21 protein-coding genes are annotated in these 26169 nt (G+C 68.2%); 11 read left to right on the forward strand and 10 right to left on the reverse strand.

Annotated features, from left to right (window positions below):
• The first annotated feature begins 74 nt into the window (after window positions 1-74).
• The gene (gene arsH / locus ACZ5YA_RS04970; protein ID WP_464092133.1) at window positions 75-797 is read left to right on the forward strand and encodes an arsenical resistance protein ArsH; all 723 of its coding nucleotides are present in this window, start codon (window positions 75-77) and stop codon (window positions 795-797) included.
• Between the two features lie 78 nt (window positions 798-875).
• On the opposite strand, the gene ACZ5YA_RS04975 is transcribed toward arsH, so the two are convergent.
• The 4 genes from ACZ5YA_RS04975 to ACZ5YA_RS04990 all read right to left on the reverse strand — a co-directional run bounded on the left by ACZ5YA_RS04975 (window position 876) and on the right by ACZ5YA_RS04990 (window position 10442).
• A complete protein-coding gene (locus ACZ5YA_RS04975) occupies window positions 876-7604 on the reverse strand; it encodes an autotransporter outer membrane beta-barrel domain-containing protein (protein WP_464092134.1) in 6729 nt (2242 codons plus the stop codon).
• A gap of 234 nt (window positions 7605-7838) precedes the next feature.
• Window positions 7839-8123, reverse strand: a complete 285-nt coding sequence (locus tag ACZ5YA_RS04980; RefSeq protein ID WP_464092135.1) for a hypothetical protein — start codon at window positions 8121-8123, stop codon at window positions 7839-7841.
• A 161-nt stretch (window positions 8124-8284) separates the two neighbouring features.
• Window positions 8285-9607 (reverse strand): MFS transporter, encoded by a 1323-nt coding sequence (locus ACZ5YA_RS04985; RefSeq protein WP_059376154.1) that lies wholly within the window; start codon window positions 9605-9607, stop codon window positions 8285-8287.
• A gap of 175 nt (window positions 9608-9782) precedes the next feature.
• The gene (locus tag ACZ5YA_RS04990; RefSeq protein ID WP_059376151.1) at window positions 9783-10442 is read right to left on the reverse strand and encodes a GntR family transcriptional regulator; all 660 of its coding nucleotides are present in this window, start codon (window positions 10440-10442) and stop codon (window positions 9783-9785) included.
• A gap of 119 nt (window positions 10443-10561) precedes the next feature.
• On the opposite strand from ACZ5YA_RS04990, the gene ACZ5YA_RS04995 reads away from it, so the two are divergent.
• The 6 genes from ACZ5YA_RS04995 to ACZ5YA_RS05020 are packed head-to-tail and all read left to right on the forward strand — an operon-like array spanning window position 10562 to window position 16374.
• Window positions 10562-10732, forward strand: a complete 171-nt coding sequence (locus tag ACZ5YA_RS04995; protein ID WP_464092136.1) for a hypothetical protein — start codon at window positions 10562-10564, stop codon at window positions 10730-10732.
• Window positions 10725-12080 carry an amidase gene (locus ACZ5YA_RS05000; RefSeq protein WP_464092137.1) on the forward strand — a complete coding sequence of 452 codons (1356 nt, stop codon included), beginning with the start codon at window positions 10725-10727 and terminating at the stop codon, window positions 12078-12080. The genes ACZ5YA_RS04995 and ACZ5YA_RS05000 overlap by 8 nt, the downstream gene beginning before the upstream one ends.
• 14 nt (window positions 12081-12094) lie before the next feature.
• Entirely contained in the window at window positions 12095-13291 is a 1197-nt protein-coding gene (locus tag ACZ5YA_RS05005) for a CaiB/BaiF CoA transferase family protein (RefSeq protein WP_464092138.1), read from the forward strand.
• Window positions 13288-14073, forward strand: coding sequence for an enoyl-CoA hydratase (locus ACZ5YA_RS05010; protein WP_306632678.1), 786 nt, complete (start codon window positions 13288-13290; stop codon window positions 14071-14073). Before ACZ5YA_RS05005 ends, ACZ5YA_RS05010 begins: the two co-directional genes overlap by 4 nt.
• 28 nt (window positions 14074-14101) lie before the next feature.
• Window positions 14102-15004: a polysaccharide deacetylase family protein gene (locus ACZ5YA_RS05015; protein ID WP_280015544.1), complete on the forward strand. Its 903-nt coding sequence runs from the start codon at window positions 14102-14104 to the stop codon at window positions 15002-15004.
• Window positions 15001-16374, forward strand: a complete 1374-nt coding sequence (locus ACZ5YA_RS05020) for an MmgE/PrpD family protein (protein WP_464092139.1) — start codon at window positions 15001-15003, stop codon at window positions 16372-16374. The genes ACZ5YA_RS05015 and ACZ5YA_RS05020 overlap by 4 nt, the downstream gene beginning before the upstream one ends.
• A gap of 23 nt (window positions 16375-16397) precedes the next feature.
• Here ACZ5YA_RS05020 and ACZ5YA_RS05025 read toward each other — a convergent pair whose 3' ends face one another.
• A complete protein-coding gene (locus ACZ5YA_RS05025) occupies window positions 16398-18461 on the reverse strand; it encodes a TonB-dependent copper receptor (RefSeq protein ID WP_464092140.1) in 2064 nt (687 codons plus the stop codon).
• Window positions 18462-18704: 243 nt separating this feature from the next.
• Window positions 18705-19112: a DUF2946 family protein gene (locus ACZ5YA_RS05030; protein ID WP_464092141.1), complete on the reverse strand. Its 408-nt coding sequence runs from the start codon at window positions 19110-19112 to the stop codon at window positions 18705-18707.
• Between the two features lie 228 nt (window positions 19113-19340).
• On the opposite strand from ACZ5YA_RS05030, the gene ACZ5YA_RS05035 reads away from it, so the two are divergent.
• On the forward strand, window positions 19341-19967 hold the full coding sequence (locus tag ACZ5YA_RS05035; protein ID WP_059376222.1) for a glutathione S-transferase family protein: 627 nt from the start codon (window positions 19341-19343) through the stop codon (window positions 19965-19967).
• Window positions 19968-20193: 226 nt separating this feature from the next.
• Window positions 20194-20784 carry a YceI family protein gene (locus tag ACZ5YA_RS05040; RefSeq protein WP_118933066.1) on the forward strand — a complete coding sequence of 197 codons (591 nt, stop codon included), beginning with the start codon at window positions 20194-20196 and terminating at the stop codon, window positions 20782-20784.
• A 43-nt stretch (window positions 20785-20827) separates the two neighbouring features.
• On the opposite strand, the gene ACZ5YA_RS05045 is transcribed toward ACZ5YA_RS05040, so the two are convergent.
• Entirely contained in the window at window positions 20828-21316 is a 489-nt protein-coding gene (locus ACZ5YA_RS05045; protein WP_464092142.1) for a DUF2214 domain-containing protein, read from the reverse strand.
• 11 nt (window positions 21317-21327) lie between these two features.
• Complete coding sequence (locus tag ACZ5YA_RS05050) at window positions 21328-21714, reverse strand: DUF6152 family protein (RefSeq protein ID WP_118933064.1); 387 nt, start codon at window positions 21712-21714, stop codon at window positions 21328-21330.
• A 455-nt stretch (window positions 21715-22169) separates the two neighbouring features.
• Here ACZ5YA_RS05050 and ACZ5YA_RS05055 point away from each other — a divergent pair, with 455 nt between their 5' ends.
• Both ACZ5YA_RS05055 and ACZ5YA_RS05060 read left to right on the forward strand, forming a co-directional pair.
• Window positions 22170-23468 (forward strand): APC family permease, encoded by a 1299-nt coding sequence (locus tag ACZ5YA_RS05055; protein ID WP_464092829.1) that lies wholly within the window; start codon window positions 22170-22172, stop codon window positions 23466-23468.
• 61 nt (window positions 23469-23529) lie between these two features.
• A complete protein-coding gene (locus ACZ5YA_RS05060) occupies window positions 23530-24393 on the forward strand; it encodes an SAM-dependent methyltransferase (protein ID WP_464092143.1) in 864 nt (287 codons plus the stop codon).
• A gap of 16 nt (window positions 24394-24409) precedes the next feature.
• Here the strand turns inward: ACZ5YA_RS05060 and ACZ5YA_RS05065 are convergent, their stop codons facing one another.
• Window positions 24410-25714: a type II toxin-antitoxin system HipA family toxin gene (locus ACZ5YA_RS05065; protein WP_419343350.1), complete on the reverse strand. Its 1305-nt coding sequence runs from the start codon at window positions 25712-25714 to the stop codon at window positions 24410-24412.
• A gap of 13 nt (window positions 25715-25727) precedes the next feature.
• Window positions 25728-26072: a helix-turn-helix transcriptional regulator gene (locus tag ACZ5YA_RS05070; RefSeq protein WP_464092144.1), complete on the reverse strand. Its 345-nt coding sequence runs from the start codon at window positions 26070-26072 to the stop codon at window positions 25728-25730.
• Between the last annotated feature and the right edge of the window lie 97 nt (window positions 26073-26169).

The following is a 26169-nucleotide window of genomic DNA, read 5'->3' on the forward strand; positions in this document are numbered from 1 at the left end:
GAGGTGTTTCATGAGTTCCATCACGATTTATCACAACCCGGCCTGCCGCAGGTCGCGCGATGCGGAGGGCAACCGTGTCTGAGTTCCTCGCCGATTTGCCGAATATCGATCCCTCGCTGTTTGAAAAACCAAGCCTGGCCGAGCTGTTCTCGCCCGAACGGGCCACGCACGCGCCGCGCTTCCTGCTGTTGTATGGGTCGCTGCGTGAGCGTTCTTACAGCCGTTTGGTTGCCGAGGAAGCGGCGCGCCTGCTCGAGGCGCTGGGTGGCGAAACCCGGTTGTTCAACCCTTCCGGCCTGCCGCTGGTCGATGACGCCACGGAGGGCCATCCCAAGGTTCGTGAGCTTCACGAATTGGTTCAATGGGCCGACGGCATGGTCTGGAGTTCGCCCGAGCGTCACGGCGCGATGACGGGATTGATGAAGACGCAGATTGACTGGATCCCGCTGTCGGTGGGCGCGGTGCGACCGACTCAGGGCAAGACGCTGGCGGTGATGCAGGTATCGGGCGGCTCGCAGTCGTTCAACGCCGTGAACCAGATGCGGGTGCTGGGGCGCTGGATGCGCATGTTGACCATCCCGAATCAATCGTCGGTGGCCAAGGCTTACCAAGAGTTCGACGATACGGGACGTATGAAGCCCTCCCCTTACTACGATCGAATCGTGGACGTTGTCGAGGAGTTGATGAAGTTCACGTTGCTCACTCGGGATGCGACACCCTACTTGGTGGATCGCTACAGCGAACGCAAGGAAACCGCCGCTGCGCTGTCGAGCCGAATGAAGCAAAGCTCAATCTAGCTGTGGCGGAGGGCAACTTGCGGCTGAGCTGCGTGTTCCAGACGCTGAAATCACTGGGGTCAACAAGAATCCGGGTGGTCAGAACGGCACCATCACCTTCAACGTGCCGCGATGGCTTTGTATGTGGGACGAAAAGTCGCCGTCGTACTGCAGCCGGAAGTCCAGGCCGCCGGCGTTCGACACCTGCAGGCCTGCGCCGATGCGGCCGATGACGTCGTCCATGGGCACCGAGGTGTCGAAGGCGCCGGAGCCTGCCGGTGCGCCCTGCAAGCGCGACTTGACTGTGTACTCGTTCTTGGACAGGAACGACACGCCGCCATACATGTAGGGGCGCATGGTCGCGCCGTTCTTCAGCGCCACCTTGCCGCCCAGCTCCAGCGTCGGCGACAGGGCCATGACGAACTGGTTGCTGCTTTCCACGTCCAGATGCAGGGCGTCGCGGGATTCGCTGTAGCCGGGCATATGGGTGTAGGACGCGTCCAGATCCACATAGGGTTTCAGGTAGACGTGTTCCGCGGCATAGGTGCGGGCGATGCGCAGGCGCAAGGCCGCGCCATAGACGTCCAGGTCCGAGTCGGCCGTGCTCTGCATGCCGGGGATGCGGATGCTGCGGTTGATATCGTATTGGCCATAGCCGCCGCCCAGGGCCGCGGACAGGGTCCAGGGCCCGGTTTCGCGCTTGACCACCACGCCGGCATAGCCGCTGTCGCCCTTGCCGCTGACCCGTCCATCGTCGCCGCTCAGATGGCTGTTCTGGTAGGCGACGGAGCCGCCCAGGAACCAGCCCGGGCTGACCTGGCGCTGGCCGCCGAACTGGTAGGTGACGCCATCGAACGAAAAGCCGGAGACGCCGCCGTCGCCGTCCTGGTTGGTATTGATGCCGGACACCTGGCCCCAGAGGCAATCCTGCTCGCCGGTCAGCGCGTCGCCGCCCTGGAATGCCGGGCACGACATCATGGCGCCGGTAAAGCGCGCCATGCTGGCCTGCATCTGCGCGGCGGGCGCCACGGTGACGCCGGCCGACAGGTCCGACAGCCGGTTCGAATAGGTGTCGGCGCTTTCGCGGGAGGCCATGTCCAGCGCCGCGAACAAGGACGCCATGGCGGCATTGCCGCCCAGGTTCCAGGCGCCTTGCAGATGACTCGCGACCGAGCGCTGGTTGGCGGCCAATTGCATGGACGGCGCGGCGAAGTCGGCCTGCGCGGCGCGCACGCGCACGTTCTTGCCGTCCAGCCTGGCGTCGTAGTCGATCACCGGGCTGTCCTTGGCAACGGGACTGCCTTGCACATCGCCTTGCAGCGTGGCCACGGTGACTTCGTGATCGGGCAGCAAGGTGATGGGCTGGACATTGACCTGGCCGTCCAGGCGGGTATCGCCCTGCACCACCATGCTCGGCGATTTGAGGCTGGCGAAGTCCACGTCAGCCTGCAGCAGGCCGCCGGCCCGCAGGTTGAAATTCCCCGCGACCGTGAGCGTGTCGAAGGCGCCGGTCCTGCCTATGGCCACGACACCCGCGTTGTCGATGTTGGCCTGATAGAGCGTGGCGTCGCTCAGGGTGCCGCTGGCGGCGTTCCAGACATTGCAGGCGATGCCGCCCGCACCGCCGCCGCATTCGATGTTGCCGAGGACGGTCCCCGCATTGTTGATGGACAGGCTGGCGCTGGGGGCGCTGGCCAGGAAGCTCACGGTCTTGGCCTGCTGCAGGGTGGCGCCGTCGTAGCGCACCGCGCCGCCGCCGGCGCCGGCCGCGATCATGCCCGCCGCGCCCACGGTCAGCGTGTTCTGCTGGTCGCCCACGATCCAGACGCCATAGGCGCCCGCGCCGGTGCCGCCGCTGACCGAACCGTCGACGGTGACGGCCACCTGGCCCGACCCTTGCGGACCGGCGCTTTGCGCAAAGATGCCGGTGGCGCCGGCGCCGGTCGCGGCGATGCTGCCGCTTTGCGTCAGCGTGACGTTCCCGCCTGATCCCGTGCTGCCGGCGCCTGCCGTGCTGCCGGCGAAGCCGCCAGCGGCATTGCCGCCCAGCCCGCCCCCGCCGCCGATGGATTGGGCGATTACGCCGAAGGCGTAGGCGCCGTGGGTTTCGATATTGCTGGCGACATTGAGAGCGACCGTTCCGCCGCTGCCGCTGCCGCCCGTCTGCCCGCCGCTTGGAGTCCAACCGCCCGAGCCCAATTGCAGCCCCTTGCTGGTGTCGCCCGCGATGCCTCCGCCGCCGCCGATGGACTGGGCGATCAGGCCATGCGAGCCCGCGCCACTGGTGCTGATGTGGCCGCCGGCATTCAAGGTCAAGGTCACGGTTCCGCCATCGCCGGCCGCGCCGCCGCGCCCGCCCAGCGACACGCTGGCCAGATTGCTGGCGTCGCCCGCGCCGCCCAGGCCGCCGCCGCCGCCGATCGATTGCGCCAGCACGCCGTAGGCGCGCGCCCCTTGCGTGGTGGCGGCGATGCCGGTAGCGACATCGATGTTGCCGCCCGAGCCGGACAAGCCGCCGTTGCCGCCCACCGCGACGCTCATGGAATGGCTGTCCTGCTGCAGCTTGGAGCTGCTGTTGCCCGCGCCGGCCGTGCCGCCGCCGCCGCCGATCGACTGCATCGCCAGCGCCGGAGAGTCGTCGCCCGTGGTCTGGACGTTCAGCCAACTGCCGCCGCCAGAGGTCAGGATGCCGCCGCCGTCGCCGGCCACGCCGCCGGTTCCGCCGAAGGAGGCGCCGACGGTGATGGTGCCCTGGGCCTGATCGGAACCGTCGCCGCCCTGCCCGCCGCCCCCGCCGATCGATTGCAGCAGCACGCCGTAGGCGTTGTAGCCGGTTGTGGCGATGCTGTTGCCATGGTCGTCGTCGAAGTAGAAGCTCAGGGCGCCGCCGTTGCCGCCCGCGCCGCCGCTGCCGCCCACGCCGATGATCGCGTTGGCCTTGATCTTGCTGCCCGAGGCGCTGGATGATCCGCCCACGCCGCCGCCCCCGCCTATGGATTGGGCGACCAGGCCGTCGGCCCAGTCGCCGGCGGTGGCGATCTTGCCAGCGTAGTTCACGGTGACGTTGCCGCCATGGCCGCCCGTGCCGCCGGTGCCGCCCACGTCGACGCCGAATTGATAAGTGCTGTTTTCGTCGTCGAGCCGTTCCTTGTTGTCGCTGTGATTGCCGATGCGGTCCAGGATGGGATAGGACGAGGCGTCGGCGCCCAGCGATCCGCCCAGCCCGCCGCCGCCGCCGATCGATTGCAGCAGCACGCCGTCGGCATCGCCGCCTTCGGTGCGGATGGCGCCGAGCAAGACCGCGGCGATGCTGCCGCCGGTGGCGCCGGAACCGCCCGTGGCGCCCAGGCCCACCTGCAGGCGGGCGGACGGCCGTTCCTCGGCGCTGCCGGCCACGTTCAGCGTGCCGCCCTGCGAGGCACCGCCGCCGCCGCCGATGGACTGCGCCACGATGCCGCGCGAGCCCGAGCCCAGCGTGCGGATGGCGAAGTTGGGGTTCAGCGTCACGTCCACATTGCCGCCGGTGCCGCCCGAGCCGCCGGTGCCGCCCAGGGCCAGGGTCAGCTTGACGTTGGTGGGCCCGCCGTGGGTGTAGGCATTGCTGCTGCCGACCCCGCCGTTGCCGCCGCCTCCGCCTATGGATTGCGCCAGCACGCCGTTGGCGTAGTCGCCATAGGTCACGATGGTGGACGCCGGCGGCACGCGCACGCCGGGCGGGGTCAGCAACGACGGCGGCATGGCGACATAGGCGCCGTTGGCATCGCCCAGGCTCACGCCCACCGCGCCGCCGTCGCCGCCTGCCGAGCCGGAACCACCCAGTGTCATGCCCGCGGACAGCGAGATCGTGGTCGCATCGCCCAGCACGGTGGACAGCACGGACGAATCGCCGCCATTGCCGCCGCCTCCGCCTATGGATTGCGCCATCACGGCGTGCGACCCGTCGCCCAGGGTGGCGACCGTGGAGCCGTTGCTGAGGTTGATCTGGGTGACACAGGAAGTATCCCCCGGCGGGCAGGCGCTGCCGCCCGCCCCGCCGCTGCCGCCCACCGCGGCTTCGAAGTTGAACGCCAGGGATGCGCCCTCGCCGGTGGGCACCGCCACCACCAGGTCGCTGGCGCTGGAACTGCCGCCATTGCCGCCGCCTCCGCCTATGGTCTGCGCCAGGATGCCGAACGAATCGTTGGGCGCGTAGGTAGCGGGATCGATGTTCGGGCTGGCGTAGTCCATGCCGGTGGCGACGTGGGAACCGCTCAGGTTCACGATGGAGGACTGGCCGGCGCCGCCCGAGCCGCCGCTGCCGCCCAGCACCACCGCCGCGTTGAAACCGACCGTCACGTCGTAATAGCTGGCGTCGCCGCCGTTGCCGCCGCCTCCGCCGATGGACTGGGCCAGGATGCCGGCCGAGTGCGAGCCGCCGGTGCTGATGTTGAGGTTGCTGTAACCCACCTTGACCTCGGCGGCATTGCCGCCGGCGCCGCCGCTGCCGCCCAGTTGCAGGGCGGCGAAGGAGGCCACGCTGGCGTTCTTGACGCTGCCGCCCGTGCCGCCGCCCCCGCCGACGCTTTGCGCGATGATGCCGGGCGCGTAGTTGCCATGGGTGGCGATGTTCGAGGTGGCGTACGTCAGCGTGCCGTCGCAGCCGCCCTGGTTGCTCATGCAGACCGTGCTGCCGTTGCCGCCGCCGCTGGCGCTGCCGCCGATCGCCACCGATACGCCCACCGATGCGGTGAAGGTATCGCCGCCGTTGCCGCCCCCGCCGCCCACGGATTGGGCCAGCACGCCCGCGCCGAACTGGCCGGCGGTCTGGATCGAGCCCAGGTCCTGGATGATGACGTTGCCGCCCGCGCCGCCCCCGGCGCCGCCGCCGCCCACGCCCAGCACGCCGATACTGTCGCCGCCGCTGCCCCCGCCGCCGCCGATGGACTGGGCCACCATGCCGATGGCGGCGTTGCCGGCCGTCGAGATGGAGCCGGTATTGCCCATGACCACCGTGCTGCCGGAGGATCCGGTGGCCCCGGCCGAACTGCCGCCCACGCTCAGCAGGCCGGTCGCGCTGCCGGAAGCGCCGCCGCCGCCGCCGATGGACTGGCCGATCATGCCGTGCGAGCTGTAGCCCGAGGTGGCGATGGACCCGCTGTTGCTCATGGTGACCTGGCTGGCCGCGCCGCCGCCTGCGCCGTCCCCGCCCAGGGAAACCAGTTCGGCCGTGTCCGCACCGCCCGCGCCGCCGCTGCCGGCGATGGACTGGGCCAGCACGCCGTAGGCGTGGTCGCCGCCGGTGGTGACCGTGCCGGCAGTCGCGACATTGACCGCGCCGGCGTTGCCGCCATTGCCGCCGTTGCCTCCCTGGCCGCCCAGCACCGACACGAAGTCGCTGCCCGTGCCGCCGCCGCCGCCGACCGATTGCGCCACGATGCCGGTGGAAAATTTGCCCGTGGTGCTGATGGCGCTGCCGCTGGCGGTGGAGACGGTGACGGCGCTGGCGTTGCCGCCGAATCCGCCGCCCCCGCCCTGCCCGGCCAGCTTGGTGCTGTCGGTGCCGTCGCCGCCCTGCCCGCCCAGGCTTTGCGCCGCCAGGCCGGGCAGGTTGTCGCCGCGGGTCGCGACGCTGCCGCCCTGATAGAGATTGATCGCCACGGCGCCACCCGCGCCGCCATTGCCGCCGGAATGGTCCTTGTCCGGGCCTTTGCCGCCCTTGCCGCCGATGGCGCGGGCGGCAACGCCGGCGCCCTGCACGGTCGCGCCGGCCGCCGAACCGGCCACGTCCAGCAGCACCGAGCCGTTCACGTCCACGGTCACCTTCTGGGTCCAGCTGTCCGAGGTGCCGCCGCCGTTGCCGCCGTTGTCGCTGTTGTCGGTCGACGCGGTTCCGTCGCCGCCGATGCTTTGCGCATAAATGCCAAAGACCGTGCCGCTGTCGAAAACCTGCCAGTAGCTGTTGGCCTGGCCCTGGTGCGTTACCTGCACGGTGCCGCCCGTGCCAGCATTGCCGTTGTTGTAGCCGCCCATGCCGCCCACGGAGTTCGCGTAGATGGCCGCGCCGGTTGCGTAGGTGCGCAGCCTTGTGGCGCTGCTGCCCAGGTTGATGGCGCCGGTGTTGCTGACCGTGACCGTGCTGGCGTTGCCGCCATTGCCGCCGATTTGGTCGCCGTATTCCAGCGTCGGATCGTTCTGGTCGCCGCCCGCCCCGCCCACGGCCCGCGCGTTGATGCCGTACAAGCCTTGGCGCGGGGTGGGCAATGAACCCGACAACGTCAGGTTGCCGGAATTGGTCACGGTCACGTTCTGGCCCAGTCCGCCATGTCCGCCGTTCGAATCGTTGTTGTCGTTGGCGGGGTCGCCGATGCCGCCGGACGAGACTGCCATGATCAGGCTGTTGAAGTTGCTGAGCGCCGTGCCGTTGAGCGCGATGTCGCCGCTGCTGGACACGGTGATGTGGCCGCCATCGCCTGCCGTGCCTTCATCCACGCCATCGCCGCCGCGCGATATGGCCGTGACCACGCCCACTGGGTTCAGCCGGGTCTGGTTCTCGTTGGCGTTGTAGTTGCCCGAGGACGTGACCGACACGTCCGGTCCGTTCTGGCCGTTCTTTTCGTTGTCATGGTCTACGCCGCTGTCGCCCTCGCAGATGGCCTGGGCGCTTGGGTAGTTGCCGGACGGCACGTTCAAGGTGGGGCCGCCTGCGCATGCGTAGCCGGCCTGCGCGCTGCCCGCCGCGCCCCAGGCGCAGGCGCCCAGCGCGGACGCGATGGCCAGCCGCAAGGTGTTCTGCCGCAGCAGAGGGAAAGGCAGGCCGTGGCCGCGCGTGGGGCGAGAGAGGGGCTTCATGGATGATCGGATTCTTGTGGCCTGAGCGCGGAACCCGTCCGGGAGCCGGACGCGTCGCTCAGTAGTAACTGGCAAAGTTTCGCCACTAGAATCCGCAGGCCGTGCGGTCGGTGCAACGCTTTTTCGACGAATCAGCGCTTTTTTTCGACGAAATCGGCAAAAAAAACTACATCGTTACATCGAGCCGGGAGCGGATGTAAGCAAAGGTTGGCGCGAGGCAGCCGGCCCTTCGTATCAGGGGCGTGCACGGGCGCCGGCCGACGCCAGCAGGGTCCGGCCTTGTGGCGTCAGGATGACGACCGGTTCGGCGCGCGCATCGTCCCGGTCCCGGGACATGTCCACGAGTCCGTTGGCGGTCGCGTCTTCCCAGGCGGACAGGCGCGGACAGGAACTGCGCCAGGCGTCCATGGTCTGCGCATAGGTGCGCGGCCGTTCGGCGATCCAGGCCAGGAATTGCAGCAGGTTGCCGAGCTGGGAGGCGCCTGCCTCCAGCTCCGGGGTTGCGTCGTTTCTCTTCATCGCCATGCGCTCCCGACCAGGATGTAAAAGGCGTTCTGGTCCTTGCCGCGGGCGATGTCCATCCCCACGGCCTATCCCGGCTTGGCTGCGAGCCGATACCGGAAGCCTGTGTCGATGATGACACGGCGGCGGATCTTGCGCACGGCTGCCGCCCCCGTAGGCTAGACCGCGAGCCGGCGCATCGTCAGCGCGACGACCGCCGTGGCGACAAGCTGCATGCCGGCCACGACGTACAGGCCGGCGGCCACGCCGCCCGTCCATTCCTTGAGCCAGCCCATCATGAAGGGCGTGGCGAAGCCGGCCAGGTTGCCGACGGAATTGATGAAGGCAATGCCGCCCGCAGCCGCGGTGCCTGTCAGGAATGCCGCCGGAATGGCCCAGAAGACGGGGAACGCGCCAAGCACGCCGATGGCGGCGATGCTCAAGGCGCCCATCGCCAGCACGGGGCTGCCGATGTAGGCGCCGGTCAAGGACAGGCCCAGCGCGCCGACAAGTGTGGCGCCCGCGCAATGCAGCCGGCGTTCACGGGTGGAGTCGGAATGCGCACCGTTGATCACCATCGCGGCCGTGCCCAGGATGAACGGGATGGCCGACAACAGGCCTATGTTCAGGGCGCCTTGCACACCGAGCTCGCGCACGATGGAAGGCATCCAGAACGCCAGCGTCGCATTGCCGCCGACGATGCAGAAGTACGCCGCGGTGCACAGCCACAAGGCCGGCAGGCGCAGGGCCTGGGCGAAGCTGGCATGTTTGCCGGGATCCAGACGTTCGCTGTCCAGCTCAGCCGTCAGCGCGGCCTTCTCCGCCGCGCTGAGCCAGCGCGCCTGTTGGGGGCGGTCCGGCAGGTAGGCCAGCACCACCAGTCCGGCGATCACCGATGGAATGCCTTCCAGCACGAACAGCCATTGCCAGTTGCGCAGCGGCGCCACGCCGTCCATGCCGCTCATGATGAGCCCGGCTATCGGCCCGCCGACGATGCCGGCGATCCCGAATGACGTCATGAACCAGCCATTGATGCGCCCTCGCCTGCCCGCCGGTATCCAGTACGTCAGATAGAGCATGACGCCGGGGAAGAAGCCCGCTTCGAAGGCGCCGAGCAGAAAGCGCAGGACATAGAAGGAAGTTGGCGTGGTCACGAATGCCATCGCCATCGAGGTCAGCCCCCACAGGATGGTGATGCGGGCCAGGGTCTTGCGCGCGCCGATGCGCTGCAGCAGCAGGTTGCTGGGCACTTCGAAGATGAAGTAGCCGATGAAGAAGATGCCCGCCCCCAGACCGTACACGGCTTCGCTGAAGCGCAGGTCTTGCAGCATCTGCAGTTTGGCGAAACCGACGTTGACGCGGTCGATCCACGCCAGCAGGAACAGGAAAATCAGGAAAGGAATGAGGCGCCAGGCGACCTTGCGGTGCATCTGGCCTGAATCGGCGGTGGGCGCTGGGCCGTGCGCCGGCGCGGTGAGGGGTTGCGGTGAAACAGCATCCATAGCGGGTTCCTCGGTGGAGCGGATCAGGGGAGCGCCCTAGCCCGCCGACACCGGGGCAAGGTCACGCGAGCAGATGTTTTTGTCTGCTATAAATATATTTTGCCATTTTGAAAAAATACAATAATCAGGATTAACCCGCGGTGAGCACCGCCGGCGACGCCCCGCTGGCGCGTCTTCAGGCCAGCAGGTTCTTGGGTAGCGCGGCGATAAAGGACGCGAAGCTGGTGGCCCCCTGCCCGGGGCTCATGTGCTGGGTCATGACCGCGGCCGCGCGCGCCGGGTCCTGCGCCTGGATCGCTTCGAGCAGCTGGCCATGCTGTTCCCACGACGAGGCCAGGCGGCCGAAAGCCGAAAAGGCGTGCAGCCGGTAGGCGCCGGTGCGCGACCGCATGCGCAGGATCTCCTGGCGCAGATAGGGATTGCGGGCCCCTTGGTACAGGGCATCGTGGAAGCGCCGGTTGTGCTCCTGCCAGGCGTCGGTGTCCTCGCGCCTTACCACGGCCGCGGCGCGTTCATGGATGGCCGCCAGCTCGTCGCGTTCGGCCGGCGTCATGCGTTCGCAAGCCAGGCGCGCGCCTATGCCTTCCAGCTCCGCCAGCAGTTCCCACATCGCCAGCAACTGGGCCACGTCCATCTTCGCCACCACCATGCCGCCGCGCGGCAGGCTGGCCACCAGGCCTTGCGCTTGCAGTTGCAGCAGCGCCTCGCGCACCGGCGTACGGGAGACCTCGTAGGTCTGCATCAGCATTTGTTCATCGACCGGATCTCCCGGCAGCAGGCTGCCATCGCGGATGGACTCTTCGACGGACAGGCGGATGCGCTCAGCGGCTTTCATGGCGGACTCCGGTCAAGGGGGGAAGAAAATTCACGCTAGGCATAGTATTTTCTTGACTTCTATAAATATATTTAGGAGACTAGACTTTTATTTTAACGAGCAAAACGCGGCAGGAGGTAATGAGCATGGAAGACTCGCCCAAGCAGGAATGGCAGGCCTGGGTCGCCCTGGCCTGCAAGACGCATGGCCTGGAGGTACCCGTGGAGACGCAAGCGGCGGTCGCACGCACGCTTTTGCGTCTTGCCGCCGTGGAGGCCGAGATCGCGGGCTGCGGGGATGGCGATGGCTGATCCTCTGCTGCATCTTTCCGTGGCCGACATGCGCCAAAACTACGCCCAGGCCGCGCCCGGCGCACGCGCCGCCTTGGTCGCGGCCCAGGCTGCGGCGTTCCAGCGCCGCGCGGCCGACTTGCACTGCGCCACGCGCACCTATCTGCCCTCCCCGCCAACCGTGCGTTCCGGCGGCCTGCTTGAAGGGGTGGCGCTGGCGCACAAGGATGCGTTCCAGACCGGCATGCACGCGCCGGGGCGCGGACGGCCATTGCGCGACGAAGCCGCGGGTCCGATGGCCACGGCGCTGCGCCGCTTGCAGGACCACGGCGCGCTGAACCTGGGCGCGCTGGCGATGGCCGAGCACGCCTGCGGCGCGACAGCCGAAAACCCCCACGGCGCGCCGCTGGCCAATCCGCTGGACGCCGCCGCCGCGGTGGGCGGATCGTCCAGCGGCTGCGCCGTTGCGGTGGCGGCGGGCCTGGTGCCCGCAACGCTGGGCACCGATACGGCCGGCTCGGTGCGCATGCCGGCCGCGACCTGCGGCCTGATCGGCCTCAAGCCGACGCCAGGGGCGATCCCGGCGGACGGCGTGGTGGCCTTGGCGCCTACCTTGGACACGGTGGGCGTGATAGGCCGCAGCGCGCTGGATGCGGCCTGCGTCTACGCCGCGTTGCTGCCAGCGCCGGCAACGGCGTCCGCCTTGCCCGCGGACGCCACGCAGATCGAACAGGAACTATCCAGGCCGCGGCGTTGGCGGCTGGCCTCGACGCTGGCGACCGCCGGGGCGCGCGCCGACGTGGCGGCGGCGATGACGCGATTCGAACACGGCCTGCCCGATCCACATCGCATCGGCTTGCGCCCCGCGCCCGACCTGGACCGCTTGAACCGCCTGGCCCAGATCGTGCTGCATGCCGAAGCCGCGGTCACGCTTGCGGACAGCGCGCGCCATGAATTGGCCTCGCTGGGGCCCGCCACCCGGGCCATCGCGCTGCCGGGCTGGGCCATGCCGGCGGTCTGGTATCGCCATGCCTTGTCGCAGATCGCGCCATTGCGCGCCGCCTTCCTCGCCACCTGTCTGGCCGACGCGGACCTGTTGCTCATGCCCTGCCTGCCGCAAGGCGTGCCGGACCGCGCCGCAGTCACTACCAGCAGCCCCGACTTCGATCCGCGCGCCCTGGCCGCGCTGCACCGCCACCACGCCTACCTCAACTATCTGGGCCTGCCGGCGCTGGTCTTGCCCGTCGGCATCGATGCGCAAGGCCGCCCCGTCTGCGTGCAAGCGGTCGGCGCGCCCGGCAGCGAAGCGCTGCTGCTGGCCTTCGCGCATCAGTTCGCCCTGCCCTTTTCCGCCATCCTGCAACGCTAATCCACGGACTCATCATGGCCAGAATCAATGCCTCCCCCACTCTTGCGCGCTTTCGCGTGCTGGACCTCTCGCGCGTGCGCGCCGGCCCGACCTGCGTGCGCATCCTGGCTGATTTCGGCGCGGACGTGATCCGCATCGAACCGCCAGCCGGGATCGATCCCAATGAAGCCATGTTCGCCGCCGACCGTACCGGCGGCGACTTCCAGAACCTGAACCGCAACAAGCGGTCGATGACGCTGAACCTGAAGAAGCCCGAAGGCCTGGCCGTGTTCAAGCAGCTGGTGGCCACGGCCGACGTGGTGGTCGAGAACTGGCGCCCCGACGTCAAGACGCGCCTGGGCGTGGACTACGACGCCCTGCGCGCCATCAATCCCCGCATCATCCTGGCCAGCATTTCCGGCTTTGGGCAGGACGGTCCCTATGCGGACCGGCCGGGCTTTGACCAGATCATCCAGGGCATGGGCGGGCTCATGTCGGTCACGGGTTTTGCCGGGGGCGGTCCGCTGCGCGCGGGACTTGCGGTCGCCGATTGCGGCACGGGCATCTATGCCGCGGTCGGCGTTCTGCTGGCCCTGCTGGAGCGCGAACACTCCGGCGTGGGCCAGTGGGTCCACAGTTCCCTGCTGCACACGCAGATCGCGCTGATGGACTTCCAGGCGGCGCGCTATCTGAACGAAGGCGATACGCCCGTGCAGGCGGGCAACGACCATCCGACCAGCAGCCCGATGGGACTGTTCGAGGCCAGCGACGGCGCATTCAATCTGGGCGCGTCCGGCGAAGGCAACTGGCGCCGCCTGTGCGAGTGCCTGGACGCGCCGCAATGGCTGGAGGATCCACGCTATGCGACCGAGAAGTTGCGCGTGGCGAACCGGGCCACGCTCAATGCATCCCTGGCGCAGCGCTTTAGCCAGCAGAGCGTCGCGCATTGGGTCGGCCTGCTGAACCGCGCCGGCGTGCCGGCAGGCCCGGTCTACAGCATTCCGCAGGTATTCGAGGACGAACAGGTGCGCCACCTGGGCGTGGCGCAGCCGGTTGCCGACGAGGCCGGACACCAGTACCGGCTGATCTCGCAGCCCGTGGCCTTGACGCGCACGCCTGCCCAGATCAAGCGGCCCGCGCCAGGCTGGGGTGAGCACACCCGCGAAATGCTGGCGGAAATAGGCTATGCCACGGGCGACATCGAACGCCTGTATGAAGAGGGCGTGGTATGAGCGGCGGCCAGATCCAGCTGGATTTCCAGGATGGCATCGCAACCCTGACGGTCTGCCATCCGGAACGGCGCAATGCGATGACGCTGGCCATGTGGCAGCAACTGGCCGCGGCGCTGCGTGAGCTCGAAGGCGCCGAGGTCCGGGTGCTGGCGCTGACCGGCGCCGGTAGCCGGGCCTTCGTGTCCGGGGCCGACATCAGCGAGTTTGACCAGGCGCGCGACGGCGCGGCCGCGGTCGCCCGGTACAACCAGGCGGTGGCCGATGCGCAGCAGCTGCTGGCGGACTTCCCCGCGCCTACGGTCGCGCTGATACAAGGCGCCTGCATGGGCGGCGGCATCGGCCTGGCGCTGGCTTGCGACCTGCGCTATGCCAGCGCCAGCGCCCGCTTCCGCATGCCGGCGGCAAGACTGGGGCTGGGCTACTCCTATGCCGACATGCGCAGGCTGGCGGGCGTAGTGGGTGCGGCGTCCGCCTTCGATCTGTTCTATACCGCCCGCATCCTTGACGCCGAGCAGGCCGAACGCCGCGGCCTGGTCCACGAACGGTACGCCGACGACGATTTCGTTCGCCAGACGCAGGCCCGGGTGCGCGCCATTGCCGCCAATGCGCCCCTCTCCCTGCGCGCGGCAAAGGCGGCCATACTGGCGACCATGAATCCGCCCGCGCCCGCGCAGCTCGATGCGATCGACGCGCTGGTGGCCCAGTGCTTCGCCAGCGAGGACTACGCCGAAGGCCGGCGGGCGTTCGCCGAGAAACGCGATCCGGTCTTCCGTGGCCGCTGAGCCGTCTTTGAACCATGAGCAAGATGCAATGAACAATCCACGCATTCCTTTCATGCTTTCCAGCCAGCGCCCGCCCCTGGCGGCGCTGGACGGCCGGGCCATCCTGGTGCACCTGGTCGTCAATGTGGAGCATTGGCCGTTCGACCAGCCCATGCCCCGCACCCTGCTGACCGCGCCGCATGGGCGCGAGACGGTGCCGGACGTGCCCAACTACAGCTGGGCCGAGTACGGCCTGCGCTGCGGGCTGCCGCGGCTCATCGACGCCATCCGCGGCCGCGGCCTGCCTGCCTCGGCCAGCCTGAACGCCTCCGTCATCGATGCCTACCCCGAGGCGGCCCAGGCGCTGCTGGAGGCCGGCTGGGAATTCATCGGCCACGGCATCCACCAGCGCGCGCTGTCGCAAGAGGACGGCGACGGCCAGGCCCGCACCATCGCGGCGGCGCTGGACCGGATCGAGCGCTTCAGCGGCCGCCGGCCGCGCGGCTGGCTCTCGCCGGGCCTGCGCGAGACGCAGGATACGCCGGATCTCCTGGCCCAGGCCGGCATCGACTACCTGTTCGACTGGTGCCTGGACGATCTGCCCAACTGGATGCGGACCGCCGGCAGGCCCCTGCTGGCGTTGCCGTATGCGCTGGAGCTGAACGATTCAGTCATCCACGCCGTGGAAAAGCATGCCACCGGGGAGTTCAGCCGGCGCCTCGAGCGGACACTGGACCTGTACGCCGACGAGGCCCGCACCGCAGGCCGTCCGCGCGTCCTCACGCTGGGATTGCATCCCCACCTGATGGGCGTGCCGCACCGCTACGCCGACCTGCTCACCATGCTGGACCTCTTGCAAAAGCACCCCATGACCACCTTCGTCACCGGCGCCGCGATGCATGACTGGTACGCCCGCCAGGTTCCCGCCCAGCACGACGGAGCCGCCGCATGAACGCCATCGATACCCTGGTCGCGCATTTGCAGCGCACCCAATACGAGCACCTGCCGGCAACGGCGGTGGACGCGGCCAAGACTTTCATTCTGGATGCGGTCGGCGTCGGTCTGTCCGGCTCGCGCCATCCCCGCATGCCCTCGCTGCGCCAGGCGGCCCAGGCCCTGGGCCAGGGCGCGGAAGCAACCGTCTGGGGCAGCGGCGAGCAGCTGCCCCTTGCCAGCGCAGTCATGCTGAACGCATACCAGGTCTTCAATCAGGAGTTCGACGCGATCCACGACCAGGCCGTGGTGCACGCGTTTGCCTGCATCGTGCCGGCGGCGCTGGGCTACGCCGAACGCGAAGGCGGCGTCGACGGTCCCCGGTTGATCACCGCCGTCGCCGCCGGATTGGACTTTGCCATCTATGTCGCGCTGGCCCAGCGCGCACCCATGCGCTTTTTCCGGCCGGCCATGTGCGGCGGCCTGGGCGCCACGGCTACGCTGTGCAAGCTTGGCCGGCTGGATGAGAGCGCCACGCGCGATGCGCTGGGGCTGGCGTACAGCCATCTCTCCGGCACCATGCAGGCGCATATCGAAGGTTCTCCCGCGGTCGGCCTGCAAGTCGGCCTGAACGCCAGGGCGGCGGTTACGGCCTTCGAACTGGCGCGCGCGGGCTTCCCCGGTCCGCGCGACATCCTGGAAGGCCCATACGGCTACTTTGCGCTGTACGACGCCGGCCAGGCCGACTGGGACGCGGTCCGCGCGGACGTGGGCCGGGTGTTCCAGATCAGCCGCATGAGCCACAAGCCCTACCCGACCGGCCGGGCCACCCATAGCGGCATCGGCGCCGTGCTGGACCTCATGCGCGTTCATGCGCTGCAGCCGGGGGACGTGGACCGGATCACGGTTCGCGCGTCGTCGCTGATCGTGCGCCTGGTGGGACGGCCGGCCCACCCGGGCATGGATTCCGCCACCGCCCGGCTCTGCATGGGCTATGCCATCGCCACGGCCCTGCTGCGCGGCCGGGTCGGCATACCCGACTTCGATCCCGACGCGCTGGCCGAGGCCAGGACTTTCGAACTGGCCGCGCGCGTTCAGGTGCTGGATGACGGCAATCCGGACCCCAACGCCATGAGCCCCCAGCGCGTCGAATTGCGGCTGAAGGACGGCCGCGAATTCACGGTCGACATGCCGGCCTTTCCTGGCAGCCCGGAACGCCCCCTGGGCGTGGCGGAACAGGACGCCAAGTTCGAAGCCTGCTGCGCGTCCGCGCAGCCGCCCTTGCCCGCCGCCCAGACACGGGAGCTGGCGCGACGGCTGCGTGGGCTGGAGGCCGAACAGGACCTGCGCGCCATCGTCCGCCTGCTGACGACTGGGCGCCCGTCCTAACCGCGTATACCGGACTGGGCGCGTCAGTACTTGAAGCTCACGCGCGCCCAGACGGTGCGGCCCGGTTCATTGACTGCGGTGTTGGCGGCATAGCCGAAACCCGCATTTCCGGCCAGGTTCAAGTGTTCGCTGTAGGTCTTGTTGAACAGATTGTCCACACCCAGCGACAGGCGAACCTGCTTGTTGACCGCGTAGCCGCCGTTGACGGAGAAAACGCCGAAGCCCGCGCTTGGGCCGAAGTCCTTGCCCACGACGTTGCCCTCGTTCAAGGCGTAGCGCCTTTGCGCGGCCACGATGCGCCACAGCGCTCCGGCCGACCAGGTGCCGTCATCGTAGGCGGCGCTTAGCCTGGCCTCCAGCGGCGGCATCTGCGGCAGCGCCCTGCCGTCGCTGCGGTTCTCGCCCCAGGCATACGCGAGCGTGGCTCCCAGTTTCCACGCGGGCGCGGGCTTGTATGAGACGCCGAGTTCGCCGCCAGCAATGCGCGCATCGACATTGCTGGCCTGCGACGCCGGACCCATCATGCCGCCCGAGGTGTAGCTGAACAGGATGAAGTCATTGACGTAACCCGCGTAGCCTGAGAACCAGGCGTCCAGTGCTTCGGTCTTATACTGCGCGCCGAAATCCAGCTGGGTGGTTTTCTCGGGCTTCACCCCCTGGAAGGCGTTGACGGACCCGGCAGGCCCCTGGTCCGGAGAGAACAGCTCCCAGTAATCGGGGAAGCGCTCGACGTGGCCCAGGCCCACATAGACCGTGGCCGGCAGCGTGGCCAGATCCTGCTCATATCGCAGGAAGCCGCTGGGCAGCGTGTCCTTGCGGCGTTCATCCGCAGTGGGATTGGGCATGGGCATCATCATCGAGCCTGTGCCCTGGCGGAAGTCCTTGGCCGAGGCCCAGTCGATCCGCGCCCCGCCGATGACGCGACTGTCCTGCGCGGCGCGCCAGGTCAGTTCGCCGAACAACCCGGTGTTGGAAAAGTCGGCGTCCTTGACCCAGCTCTGGCTGCTGTACGGCACCGTGTCGGTGCCGCTGCGCGAGCGATGGCGGCTCTGCTGGAAATCCAGGCCGGTGACCAGGCTGACATCCGGCGACAGTTCCCAGGTGCCGGCGTAGCGGCCGCCCCAGGTCGCGCGGTCCACGTCGGCCGCCATGGCCATGGGCATGGCGCTCATGGGGTCCGGCGCGCGCAGCGTGTAGTTGTCCATCACATGGTCGGCGTAGTTGTAGTACAGCTGCGCTTCGACCTTGCCCAGCACGGGTCCCAGGTTGCGCTTCTCGAAACGCAGGCCGAAACTCTCGCGCTTGAACTGGGAGCCGTCCATGCCGCGGCCGGCATAGCGCGCTTCGCCATCGCCCGTGCCCGCGGTCAGTTCGTACAGCGTGTCGGCGTCAGGCGTGTAGCCCAGGGTCAGGTCGGCGTTCCACTTGTCCCAGCGCGAAGGCACGGTGTTGCCGTCGCCGTCGTTGTAGTCCTGGGAGTGGGAATGGTTGGCGGTGATGCGCGTGTAGACCTTGTCGTTGCCCAAGGTCAGATCGGCGGCCTGGTCGTTGCGGCCGAACGAGCCGCCCGTCAGGCTGCCGTCGAATCGCACGCCGGCCGCCGTGAAGCGAGGCGTGTCGCGGTCGAACTTGACCGTGCCGGCGGACGCGCCGGGTCCCCACAGCACCGTCTGCGGCCCCTTGATGACCGTGAGCTGGTCGAAGTTCTCGGGCGAGATATAGGAACTGGGCGCGTCCATGCGCGCCGGGCAGGCGCCTGGCATGGACGTGCCGTTGGTCAGCAGATTCAGGCGCGAGCCGAACATGCCCCGCAGCACGGGATCGCCGTTGGTGCCGCCATTGCGGATGGCCGAGAAGCCGGGAATCGTCTTCAGATAGTCGGTTCCGTCGCTGGCCGGCAGCGGCTGGCGCGGGATCTTGGGATCCGTGGTGAAGGTCAACGGCGCGCTGGGTTCTACGCCCGTGATGACCACGGGATCGGTGGTGTAGACGTCGGGCGTGCCGGCGGCTTGGGGCCAGGCGGGAAATGAGGCGGCCACTGCGGCGGCCAGGCAACTCAGGCGCAGGAATTCTTGGTTAATGGTCATGTCTGGTGTCTGTCGATCGGGAACGTGCGATGGCAGGCGCAGACGGGCGGCGCGGCCGTCTCCCCTTAAGGAAGGCGTGACAGGAGCGCGCAGTCTGCGCATGGGCGTGACGAAAGGGGGACCCTCCCCGCGCGGCGCAAAAGGACCATGGCCCGCTGCGCGCCGATGACGCTGGCGCAAGCGCTCAGGCCCGCGGAAACACGGGCTGCGCGGATGGCATGTCGTTGAATTCTGGGGAGAGGGTCAGGCGGATGGCGGCGGCGCGCGCGACCGTTGCGGCAGCCGGGTCAAGGCGCTTGCAATGTTGGGTTCGGCGGCCGGGGGATGGACTGCGGGGGCTGCGGCTGGCAGGAGCCAGGCCAGCAGCATGATTGCGGGCGGCAGCGCGTCGCTCAGCATGGCGCAGCCCGCGGTGCAGCAGTGCGGCAAAGCGCCGCTGTGCTGCTGCTGCGCACCCTGCTTTTGCCCATCGGCATCCAGCGTCACCACGCGCGGGCCGCTGGCCGTGCAGACGATGGTGGTGATGCCTGCCTGGCCCGTTCCGATGCCCGAGGCCGCCAGCGCCGAAGACGCGATTAGCGCCTGGAAGACGAACAGGGCCATCGCGACCAGCGCGACCCAACGTCTACGGGCATGGGCAGATGCGTGCATTCGGCGGTTCCTTATCGGCGCAGATGCTATCACGCAAGACGGAGCAGATGCCGTGGACGAATGGCAACGCGCAGCCAATTCGGATTGCCGCCTGATGTAGATCAGACAATGCCGCCGCTTCTTGCGCGTCGCCGCCAAACTTGGCGCAGGCAAGTGATCGGGCTACCCTGTAGCCGGCAGCCCGTTGCGGCGACTTGGCTTTTCAACCATAGAAAGTAGAGGATGCGGATGTCCCGTTGGACTTTTTACTCAGCCCCTGGCACCTGTGCGCTGGCGACGCATATCGCCCTGCATGAAGCGGGCGCCGATTTCGACCTGGTCAAGCTCGACATGGGCGCCGGGCAGCAGCAGAGCCCCGAGTACCTGCGCGTCAATCCCAAGGGCCGCGTGCCGGCGCTGGCGACCGAGCACGGCGTGCTGACCGAGACCCCTGCCCTGCTCGCCTTCGTGGCGCAGAGCTTTCCGGCCGCGCAACTGGCGCCGGTCGACGATCCCTTCGCCTTCGCGCGCATGCAGGAGCTGGCGAGCTATCTGGCGTCCACCGCCCACGTGGCCCACGCGCACAAGCGCCGCGGCGCGCGCTGGGCCGACGATCCGGCCGCGCACGCCGCCATGCAGGCCAAGGTGCCGCAGACCATGACCGCCTGCGCCGCCTATCTGGAATCACAGATCGTCGGTCCCTGGGCGGCGGGCGAGCGCTACAGCGTGGTCGACGGCTATCTCTTTACGATAGGCAGCTGGTTGGAGGGCGACGGCGTCGACCTTGCGCAGTTCCCCAAGCTCGCGGCCTATCTGGCCCGGGTCGCGGCAAGACCCGCCGTGCAGCGCGCACGGGCCGAAGCCCAGGCTTCCTGACGGCGGCGGGCTGGCCGGCGCGCGAGGCCCGGCCAGCACTGCCACTTATCGTATCGGTTTGATTGGCATCAAAACTGGAACGCTGCAGTCAGTTTCGGCGTACTAGCGCGGTATTGCATCCTTTCCTATCCTTCTTCCGTGCCGTTGCTGTCAGCGCGTTTTAAGCTGGCGGGCTGACGGAATGCGCGTCCTGGCTCCTCCAGACGCCAAACATACCGAGAATCGAATGAAGCACACCTACGCAGCATTTCTGGCCGCCTCGCTGCTGGCCTTGGGCAGCCTGCCGGCGCACGCCGCGCCCGTGGACTACCAGATCGACCCGGAACACACGGAAGTCGTGGTGACTTGGGACCACCTGGGTTTCTCCAAGCCCACCGCGCATGCCGGGGCCGTGACGGGCGTCATCCGTTACGACGCCGCTCAACCCGCGAAGTCGGCCGTCGACCTGCGCGTGCCGGTGGCGCGCCTGACGTCGCACGTGCCCAAGCTGGACGAAATGCTGCAAGGCGCCGAGTTCTTCCAGGCGGCCAAGTATCCGGAGATCCAGTTCAAGAGCACCTCGGTGGCCGACCACGGCAATGGCAATCTCAGCATCAGCGGCGTCCTGCGCATCAAGGACATCGAAAAGCCGGTGGTGTTGCAGGCGCGCCAGAACAAGCAAGGCATCCATCCGATGGCGCAGCGTCCGGCCATCGGCTTTGACGCCATGACGGTCGTCAAGCGCAGCGATTTCGGCGTGGATGCGTTCGCGCCAGGCGTGAGCGACGAGGTGCAACTGCGCATCACGGTCGAGGCCGTGGCCGACGCCGCGCGCTGAATGCCCGGGCGCTGCGATCGCCGCACGCGCAAGGTCCTGGCTGCTAAGACAGGAACCCGATCCAGCGCCCCGCCACCAGACAAGCCAGCCATAGAAATAGCGAGGCGCCTGCGCGCACGCGCATGGCGCCCGTCGCCCTGCCTGCGCCCTGCACCGTCTGCCAGGCTTTGCTGCGGCGCGCGAGCACGGCATTGGCCGCGGCCGCGGCCAACAGGCCCATCTTGATTCCGAACGCGGGATTCGCCAGGTATTCCAGCGGCTGGACGCTGAAAAGCATGGCGCCCGTCAATACCGCCAGCGCCAAGCCCGCCGCCGCGGTCCTGGCGAACACGGGCGCCAGTACAGCCAGCGGTCCGGGCTTGAGCAGCCCCAGCAGGCGCAGGTCCAGCGGAACGATGGAGCCTATGAGCAGGCCGATGGCGCCGATGTGGGCGGCGTTCACCAGCAGGTACAGCGTGCTCCACCGCCGCAGCCAGATCGACGGCGGCAGGATCTCAAGCTGTTCGAGCGCAAGGCGCAGCAGCTCAGGCATGGCCCGGCCGGTCAGGGCTTCTTGATGCGGCTGGGATAAATGTCGTAGGTCTTGCCGCCCACCTTGATCTGGACGGCCTTCATGCGCTTGGCGTCCGACTCGCGGTCGCGGTTGCCGATGGCGGTGATGGCGTCGCCCGGCTTGGCGGAGCCTTCGACGAATCCGGCGTCCTTGGTCTGGGTGGGATTGCCCAGCTCCACGCGCCAGACGCCGTCGTCGGCGCGCACGTCCAGCCAGGGATGCGGGGGCGCAATCTGCACTTGCTGGACCGTGCCTTGCAGCGTCATCTGTTCGGATTCGGCCCAAGACCAGCCGTGATGCGCCATCGCGGCGGGCGCCAGGCCCATCAGTCCGGAAAGCGCCAGCGCTGCCGTGGCCACGCGTATGGATAGCTTCATGTCGCTGCTCCTGAATTACGGTTTGGCTCCCTTCCCTTCCCTGCGCGGCGGCCGCTCGTGTGGCGCGCGTCCGGCGCAACCAGCATAACGCGGCAGGTCAGCCATATCGAGCGTGATTCAATGCTAAGAAATCACTTTAAATAAAACACTTCAAGAACATAAATAATCATCTAAAAATCAATGGCATAGAGAGTTATTTTTATAGTTTGGATGATGCTGAATCTACGCTGAATTCAAGAAATCAGCGATTGTTTCGGGAAAACCCGAAGAAACTTTCCCGCTTGCACACTGGTCGCAAATTGTTCAGGTGATTGTCAGGCACCGTCCCCAAATGGCGCCGTCTCCGCGCGCCCGCCGCGCCCAACCGAGAGCATCCGATGACACAGCCCACCCTGCGTTCGTCCGCGAATCCGGCCCTGTTGCTCCAGCCGCGCGCGTCGGCCGGTTTATCGGTGATGGATGCCACCATGGTGCTGGTAGGCGTGGTGATCGGGATCGGCATATTCGGCTTTCCGCCGCTGGTGGCGCAGCACGCGGGTTCCGAGGCGATGTACATCGCCTTATGGTGCGCGGGCGGCCTGGTGATGCTGGTTGGCGCGCTTTGCTACGGCGAGCTGGGTTCGGCCTATCCCGGCGCGGGCGGCGAATACCTGTATCTGACGCGGGCCTGGGGGCGGCAGGTGGGACTGATGTTCGCCTGGGCGCGTTGCTCTGTCATCCAGACCGGCGCCATCGCCGTGGTCGCCTATATCTATGGCGATTACGCGCAACGGCTCGCGCCCCTCGGTCCGTACGGCCCTGCCCTGCACGCGGCGATATCGGTGGTGGCGCTGACCGCCTTGAACGTGGCGGGAACGCGCTATTCCAAGCGGCTGCAATGGGTGTTCACCGCGCTGACGGTGGCGGCCCTGGCGGCGGTGCTGATCGCCAGCCTGGCCGCCGCGGGAGACAGCCCGCTGCGCAGCGATGCCGAACCGTTGCCTTTGACCGGCAATACCGCGGGCCTGCTGGGCATGGGCATGGTGTTCGTGCTGCTGACCTACGGCGGCTGGAACGAAGCCGCTTATCTCAGCGGCGAGCTGCGCGATCCGGGCCGCAACATGAGCCGGGTGCTGCTGATCGGCACGCTGCTGGTGACGGGCGCGTACGTGTTGACCAACCTGGCGCTGCTGGAGATCTTCGGCCTGCAGGGACTGCGCGATACGCCAGCGCTGGGGGCGGACGTGATGCAGCTGGCGGCCGGCCCCTACGCAGCCGCCCTGCTCAGCCTGACGATCTGCGCCACGGCGCTCAGCACCATCAACGGCACCATCATCACCGGCGCGCGGGTGTATTGCGCCCTGGGCCGCGACGTACCGCGGCTGCGCGCGCTGGCGGCGTGGAACGCGCAAGGCGAGACGCCCGCTTCCGCGCTGCTGGTCCAGGGCGCGATCACGCTTGCGCTGATCGCGCTAGGCGCCTTCAGCCAGAACAGCGTGCAGACCCTGGTCGCCTACACCGCGCCGGTGTTCTGGATCTTCATGCTGCTGGTTGCGGCCTCGGTGTGGCGGCTGCGGCGCATCGATCCGGACCGGCCGCGCCCGTTCCGCGTGCCGCTCTATCCCTTGCCCCCGCTGCTGCTGGCGCTGACCTGCGCGGGCCTGGTGGTGTCCAGCGCCATGTACGCCGGCGCCGGCGCGCTGATCGGGCTGGCGGTGCTGGCGGCGGGCCTGCCGCTGCTGCGCCTGCTGGGTCCCGCGCAGCCGCGGGCCTGATCACTGTTTCCCCCGGGGCGGCGGTTCCGTCCGCATGCCTTACCTGCAAGGAGTCCACATCATGCACATCGCGATTCAATCCTTCGGATCCGCCGCCCGTACCGCCATGCCGCCGTTGCGCGGCGCCTTGATCGCGTCGGCAGCCGCGCTGGCGCTGGCATGCGCTCCGCTGCCGTCGCTGGCCGCCACCGCGCAGCCCTCGGAACAGAAAGAGTACGTGCCCGACGTCGGTCAGGACGGCAAGGACGTCATCTGGGTGCCTACGCCCCAGGCCCTGGTCGATACGATGCTGGACATGGCCAAGGTCACGCCCAAGGACAGATTGATGGACCTGGGCTCGGGCGATGGACGCACCGTCATTACCGCGGCCCAGCGCGGCCTGACGGCCCAGGGCATCGAGTACAACCCGGATCTGGTCGAACTGTCGCGCCGCAACGCGCAGCGCGCCGGCGTTGCCGACCGCGCCACCTTCGTGACGGCGGACCTGTTCGCCACCGATTTGTCGCAGGCGGACGTGATCACCATGTTCCTGCTGTCGACCATCAACGAAAAGCTGCGGCCCAAGCTGCTGGAACTGGCGCCGGGCACCCGCATCGTGTCGAACTCCTTCCGCATGGGCGATTGGGAGCCGGACGCCGAGGAAACCATCCGGCAGGACTGCAACACCTACTGCACGGCGCTCCTGTGGATCGTGCCCGCCAAGGTGGCAGGCAACTGGGAGGTGGACGGCCAGCCCCTGCAGCTGGAGCAGCGCTACCAGCGCCTGTCGGGCAAGCTGGGCGGCGCGCCGATTTCGGAGGCGCGGCTGAACGGCGCCGAGATCTCCTTTGTCGCCAACGGCGTGCGCTATACCGGGACGGTGAACGGCAAGCAGATGAACGGCAGCGCCGCCGGCGGGGGGAACTGGTCGGCCAGGCGGGTGTAAGGCCGGCGCGGGCGTGTCATGCGGCGTGGCGCCAGGCCATCAAGGACGCTTCCACATACCCGATTTCCTGAGCCGTCATGCCTGCCATGCCGTAATAGCGCTGGCGCTGCGCCACCACCTCGCGCACGTGCTCCAGGATGCCGCGCGCGACGGCTTCCGAGCGCAGGCCGAAGCGCCGGTACTCGCTCAGGCAGTTCTGGAATGAGCTTTCGCGGCCGGCCGCGCCGATGTGCAGGTAGTGCCTGGCGGAGCCTTCCTGCGTGACCACGTCGAACAGGGGCGACAGCCGGTAGGTCTGCGCGCCCTCGTCCTTCACGAAGCCGACGTTCTTCAGGTGGTCGTCGGTATTGTGGACGGCCACGTTCAGGACCATGCGCGCGTACAGCTCTTTCAGGTCCTGCACCGGGTTGGACGAAATCCGGCGCGTGACGTCCGCCAGCCGCGCGTAGGAATACGTGGCCTTGCCGCGCGCCTCGTCGAGCTCGCGCTTGCCGATCTGCGCCGAGGGGCTGATCAGCGCTGCGCCGCTGAGGAAATGGCGGCGCGCGACGATCGGGGTTGCGCCCTGCCCGGCCGGCAGCAGTTCGCGGTCGAAGCGGTGCGTCAGCAGGACCGCGCCCAGATGCGTTTCTGCCAGGCGGATCTCGGGCACCGTCATGCCGATGGCGCGCGCCATCTGCAGGTTGGCGTACTCGACGCGCTGGCGGTCGTAGGAATCCCCCTTGCGCGGAAACTTGGCGATCCACATTTCGCCGCGCTCGTCGCGCACGATGGTCTTGGGGCGCGCGCCGCCGATGTCCCAGGAACTGCCCAGGATGTCGCGGTACAGGCCCTTGGGCTTGACGCCCTGGTCGATGTCGGCGAGCAGGTCGGCAAGCGATTCCACCTGGCTGAGTTCCGGCAGGCGGTAGGTCTTGCGCATGTTCGGCGTGAGCCGGCGGGCGCTGAAGAACAAGGCCCCCACGCCCATGCCGCGGCCCTTGAGCAGCACTTCGTCCTCGGTCACGCGAGCGCCGGCGTTGTCCACGCGCATGACGTTGCGGCCCCAGGCGTCGGGCGCGGCGTCAAAGATCGCGCCCAGCGTTTCGTAGCGGCTTTCGGTGCGGAAGGTGGTGCGCGCATCCACCAGCGGCAGGTTCAGCGGATCCAGCGCAAAGGCGCGCGGGTCGTTCACGTAGGACTGCACATAGGTGAATTCGGCGTAGAAGCGGCTTTCGTCCGAATCGTCCAGCGTCAGCAGGCCGGCGAGCACGGCCTCGCCGCGGATGTCGACATAGACATACAGCTCGCTTTCCACCGATTTGTGTTTTCTTGCTTTCACGTTTTGCGTGGCACTACAGCTGGGTGGGATCGGCGCGGTGCGTGTTGGGCGTTTTGCCGCTGCCCCGGCTGGGCCGGCGCACCGCGTCCAGGCGTTTGCCTACGCCGTCCAGGTCGGGGTCGCCCAGGGCGTAGACCTGGTCCGCATAGCCGTACTGCAGCAGGGCTTCCATGGCCAGCGCCAGGGACACGCCGCCGTCGCCGCGTTCCAGGCGCGTGACCGTGGCGCGCGACACGCCCATGCGGGCAGCCAGCATGGACTCGGTTTCGGCGCGGCGCAACCGGGCGGTGCGGATGTTGGCGCCAAGGCGCGCAAGCGCCATGGCGGCATCGAAGCTGGGTTCGATCTTCTTTTTCATGAATCAATAATAGTGCGTTGCTTGGTAATTTGCACTATTAATGAGTCATTTTTGTATTTAAGAATGCTATTTTAATAAGGCGTAGCCAAGTTTTATG

It is taken from the genome of Achromobacter sp. JCM 18799 (genome assembly GCF_055395645.1).

Coding starts and splice junctions, on each gene's coding strand:
- ACZ5YA_RS05050 (WP_118933064.1), bottom strand. CDS start 21,714: ATGAAGCTATCCATACGCGTGGCCACGGCAGCGCTGGCGCTTTCCGGA.
- ACZ5YA_RS05010 (WP_306632678.1), top strand. CDS start 13,288: ATGAGCGGCGGCCAGATCCAGCTGGATTTCCAGGATGGCATCGCAACC.
- ACZ5YA_RS05025 (WP_464092140.1), bottom strand. CDS start 18,461: ATGACCATTAACCAAGAATTCCTGCGCCTGAGTTGCCTGGCCGCCGCA.
- ACZ5YA_RS05015 (WP_280015544.1), top strand. CDS start 14,102: ATGAACAATCCACGCATTCCTTTCATGCTTTCCAGCCAGCGCCCGCCC.
- ACZ5YA_RS05020 (WP_464092139.1), top strand. CDS start 15,001: ATGAACGCCATCGATACCCTGGTCGCGCATTTGCAGCGCACCCAATAC.
- ACZ5YA_RS04995 (WP_464092136.1), top strand. CDS start 10,562: ATGAGCATGGAAGACTCGCCCAAGCAGGAATGGCAGGCCTGGGTCGCC.
- ACZ5YA_RS05000 (WP_464092137.1), top strand. CDS start 10,725: ATGGCTGATCCTCTGCTGCATCTTTCCGTGGCCGACATGCGCCAAAAC.
- ACZ5YA_RS05030 (WP_464092141.1), bottom strand. CDS start 19,112: ATGCACGCATCTGCCCATGCCCGTAGACGTTGGGTCGCGCTGGTCGCG.
- ACZ5YA_RS05060 (WP_464092143.1), top strand. CDS start 23,530: ATGCACATCGCGATTCAATCCTTCGGATCCGCCGCCCGTACCGCCATG.
- ACZ5YA_RS05045 (WP_464092142.1), bottom strand. CDS start 21,316: ATGCCTGAGCTGCTGCGCCTTGCGCTCGAACAGCTTGAGATCCTGCCG.
- ACZ5YA_RS05035 (WP_059376222.1), top strand. CDS start 19,341: ATGTCCCGTTGGACTTTTTACTCAGCCCCTGGCACCTGTGCGCTGGCG.
- ACZ5YA_RS04980 (WP_464092135.1), bottom strand. CDS start 8,123: ATGAAGAGAAACGACGCAACCCCGGAGCTGGAGGCAGGCGCCTCCCAG.
- ACZ5YA_RS05040 (WP_118933066.1), top strand. CDS start 20,194: ATGAAGCACACCTACGCAGCATTTCTGGCCGCCTCGCTGCTGGCCTTG.
- ACZ5YA_RS05070 (WP_464092144.1), bottom strand. CDS start 26,072: ATGAAAAAGAAGATCGAACCCAGCTTCGATGCCGCCATGGCGCTTGCG.
- ACZ5YA_RS04990 (WP_059376151.1), bottom strand. CDS start 10,442: ATGAAAGCCGCTGAGCGCATCCGCCTGTCCGTCGAAGAGTCCATCCGC.
- ACZ5YA_RS04985 (WP_059376154.1), bottom strand. CDS start 9,607: ATGGATGCTGTTTCACCGCAACCCCTCACCGCGCCGGCGCACGGCCCA.
- ACZ5YA_RS04975 (WP_464092134.1), bottom strand. CDS start 7,604: ATGAAGCCCCTCTCTCGCCCCACGCGCGGCCACGGCCTGCCTTTCCCT.
- ACZ5YA_RS05055 (WP_464092829.1), top strand. CDS start 22,170: ATGGATGCCACCATGGTGCTGGTAGGCGTGGTGATCGGGATCGGCATA.
- ACZ5YA_RS05005 (WP_464092138.1), top strand. CDS start 12,095: ATGGCCAGAATCAATGCCTCCCCCACTCTTGCGCGCTTTCGCGTGCTG.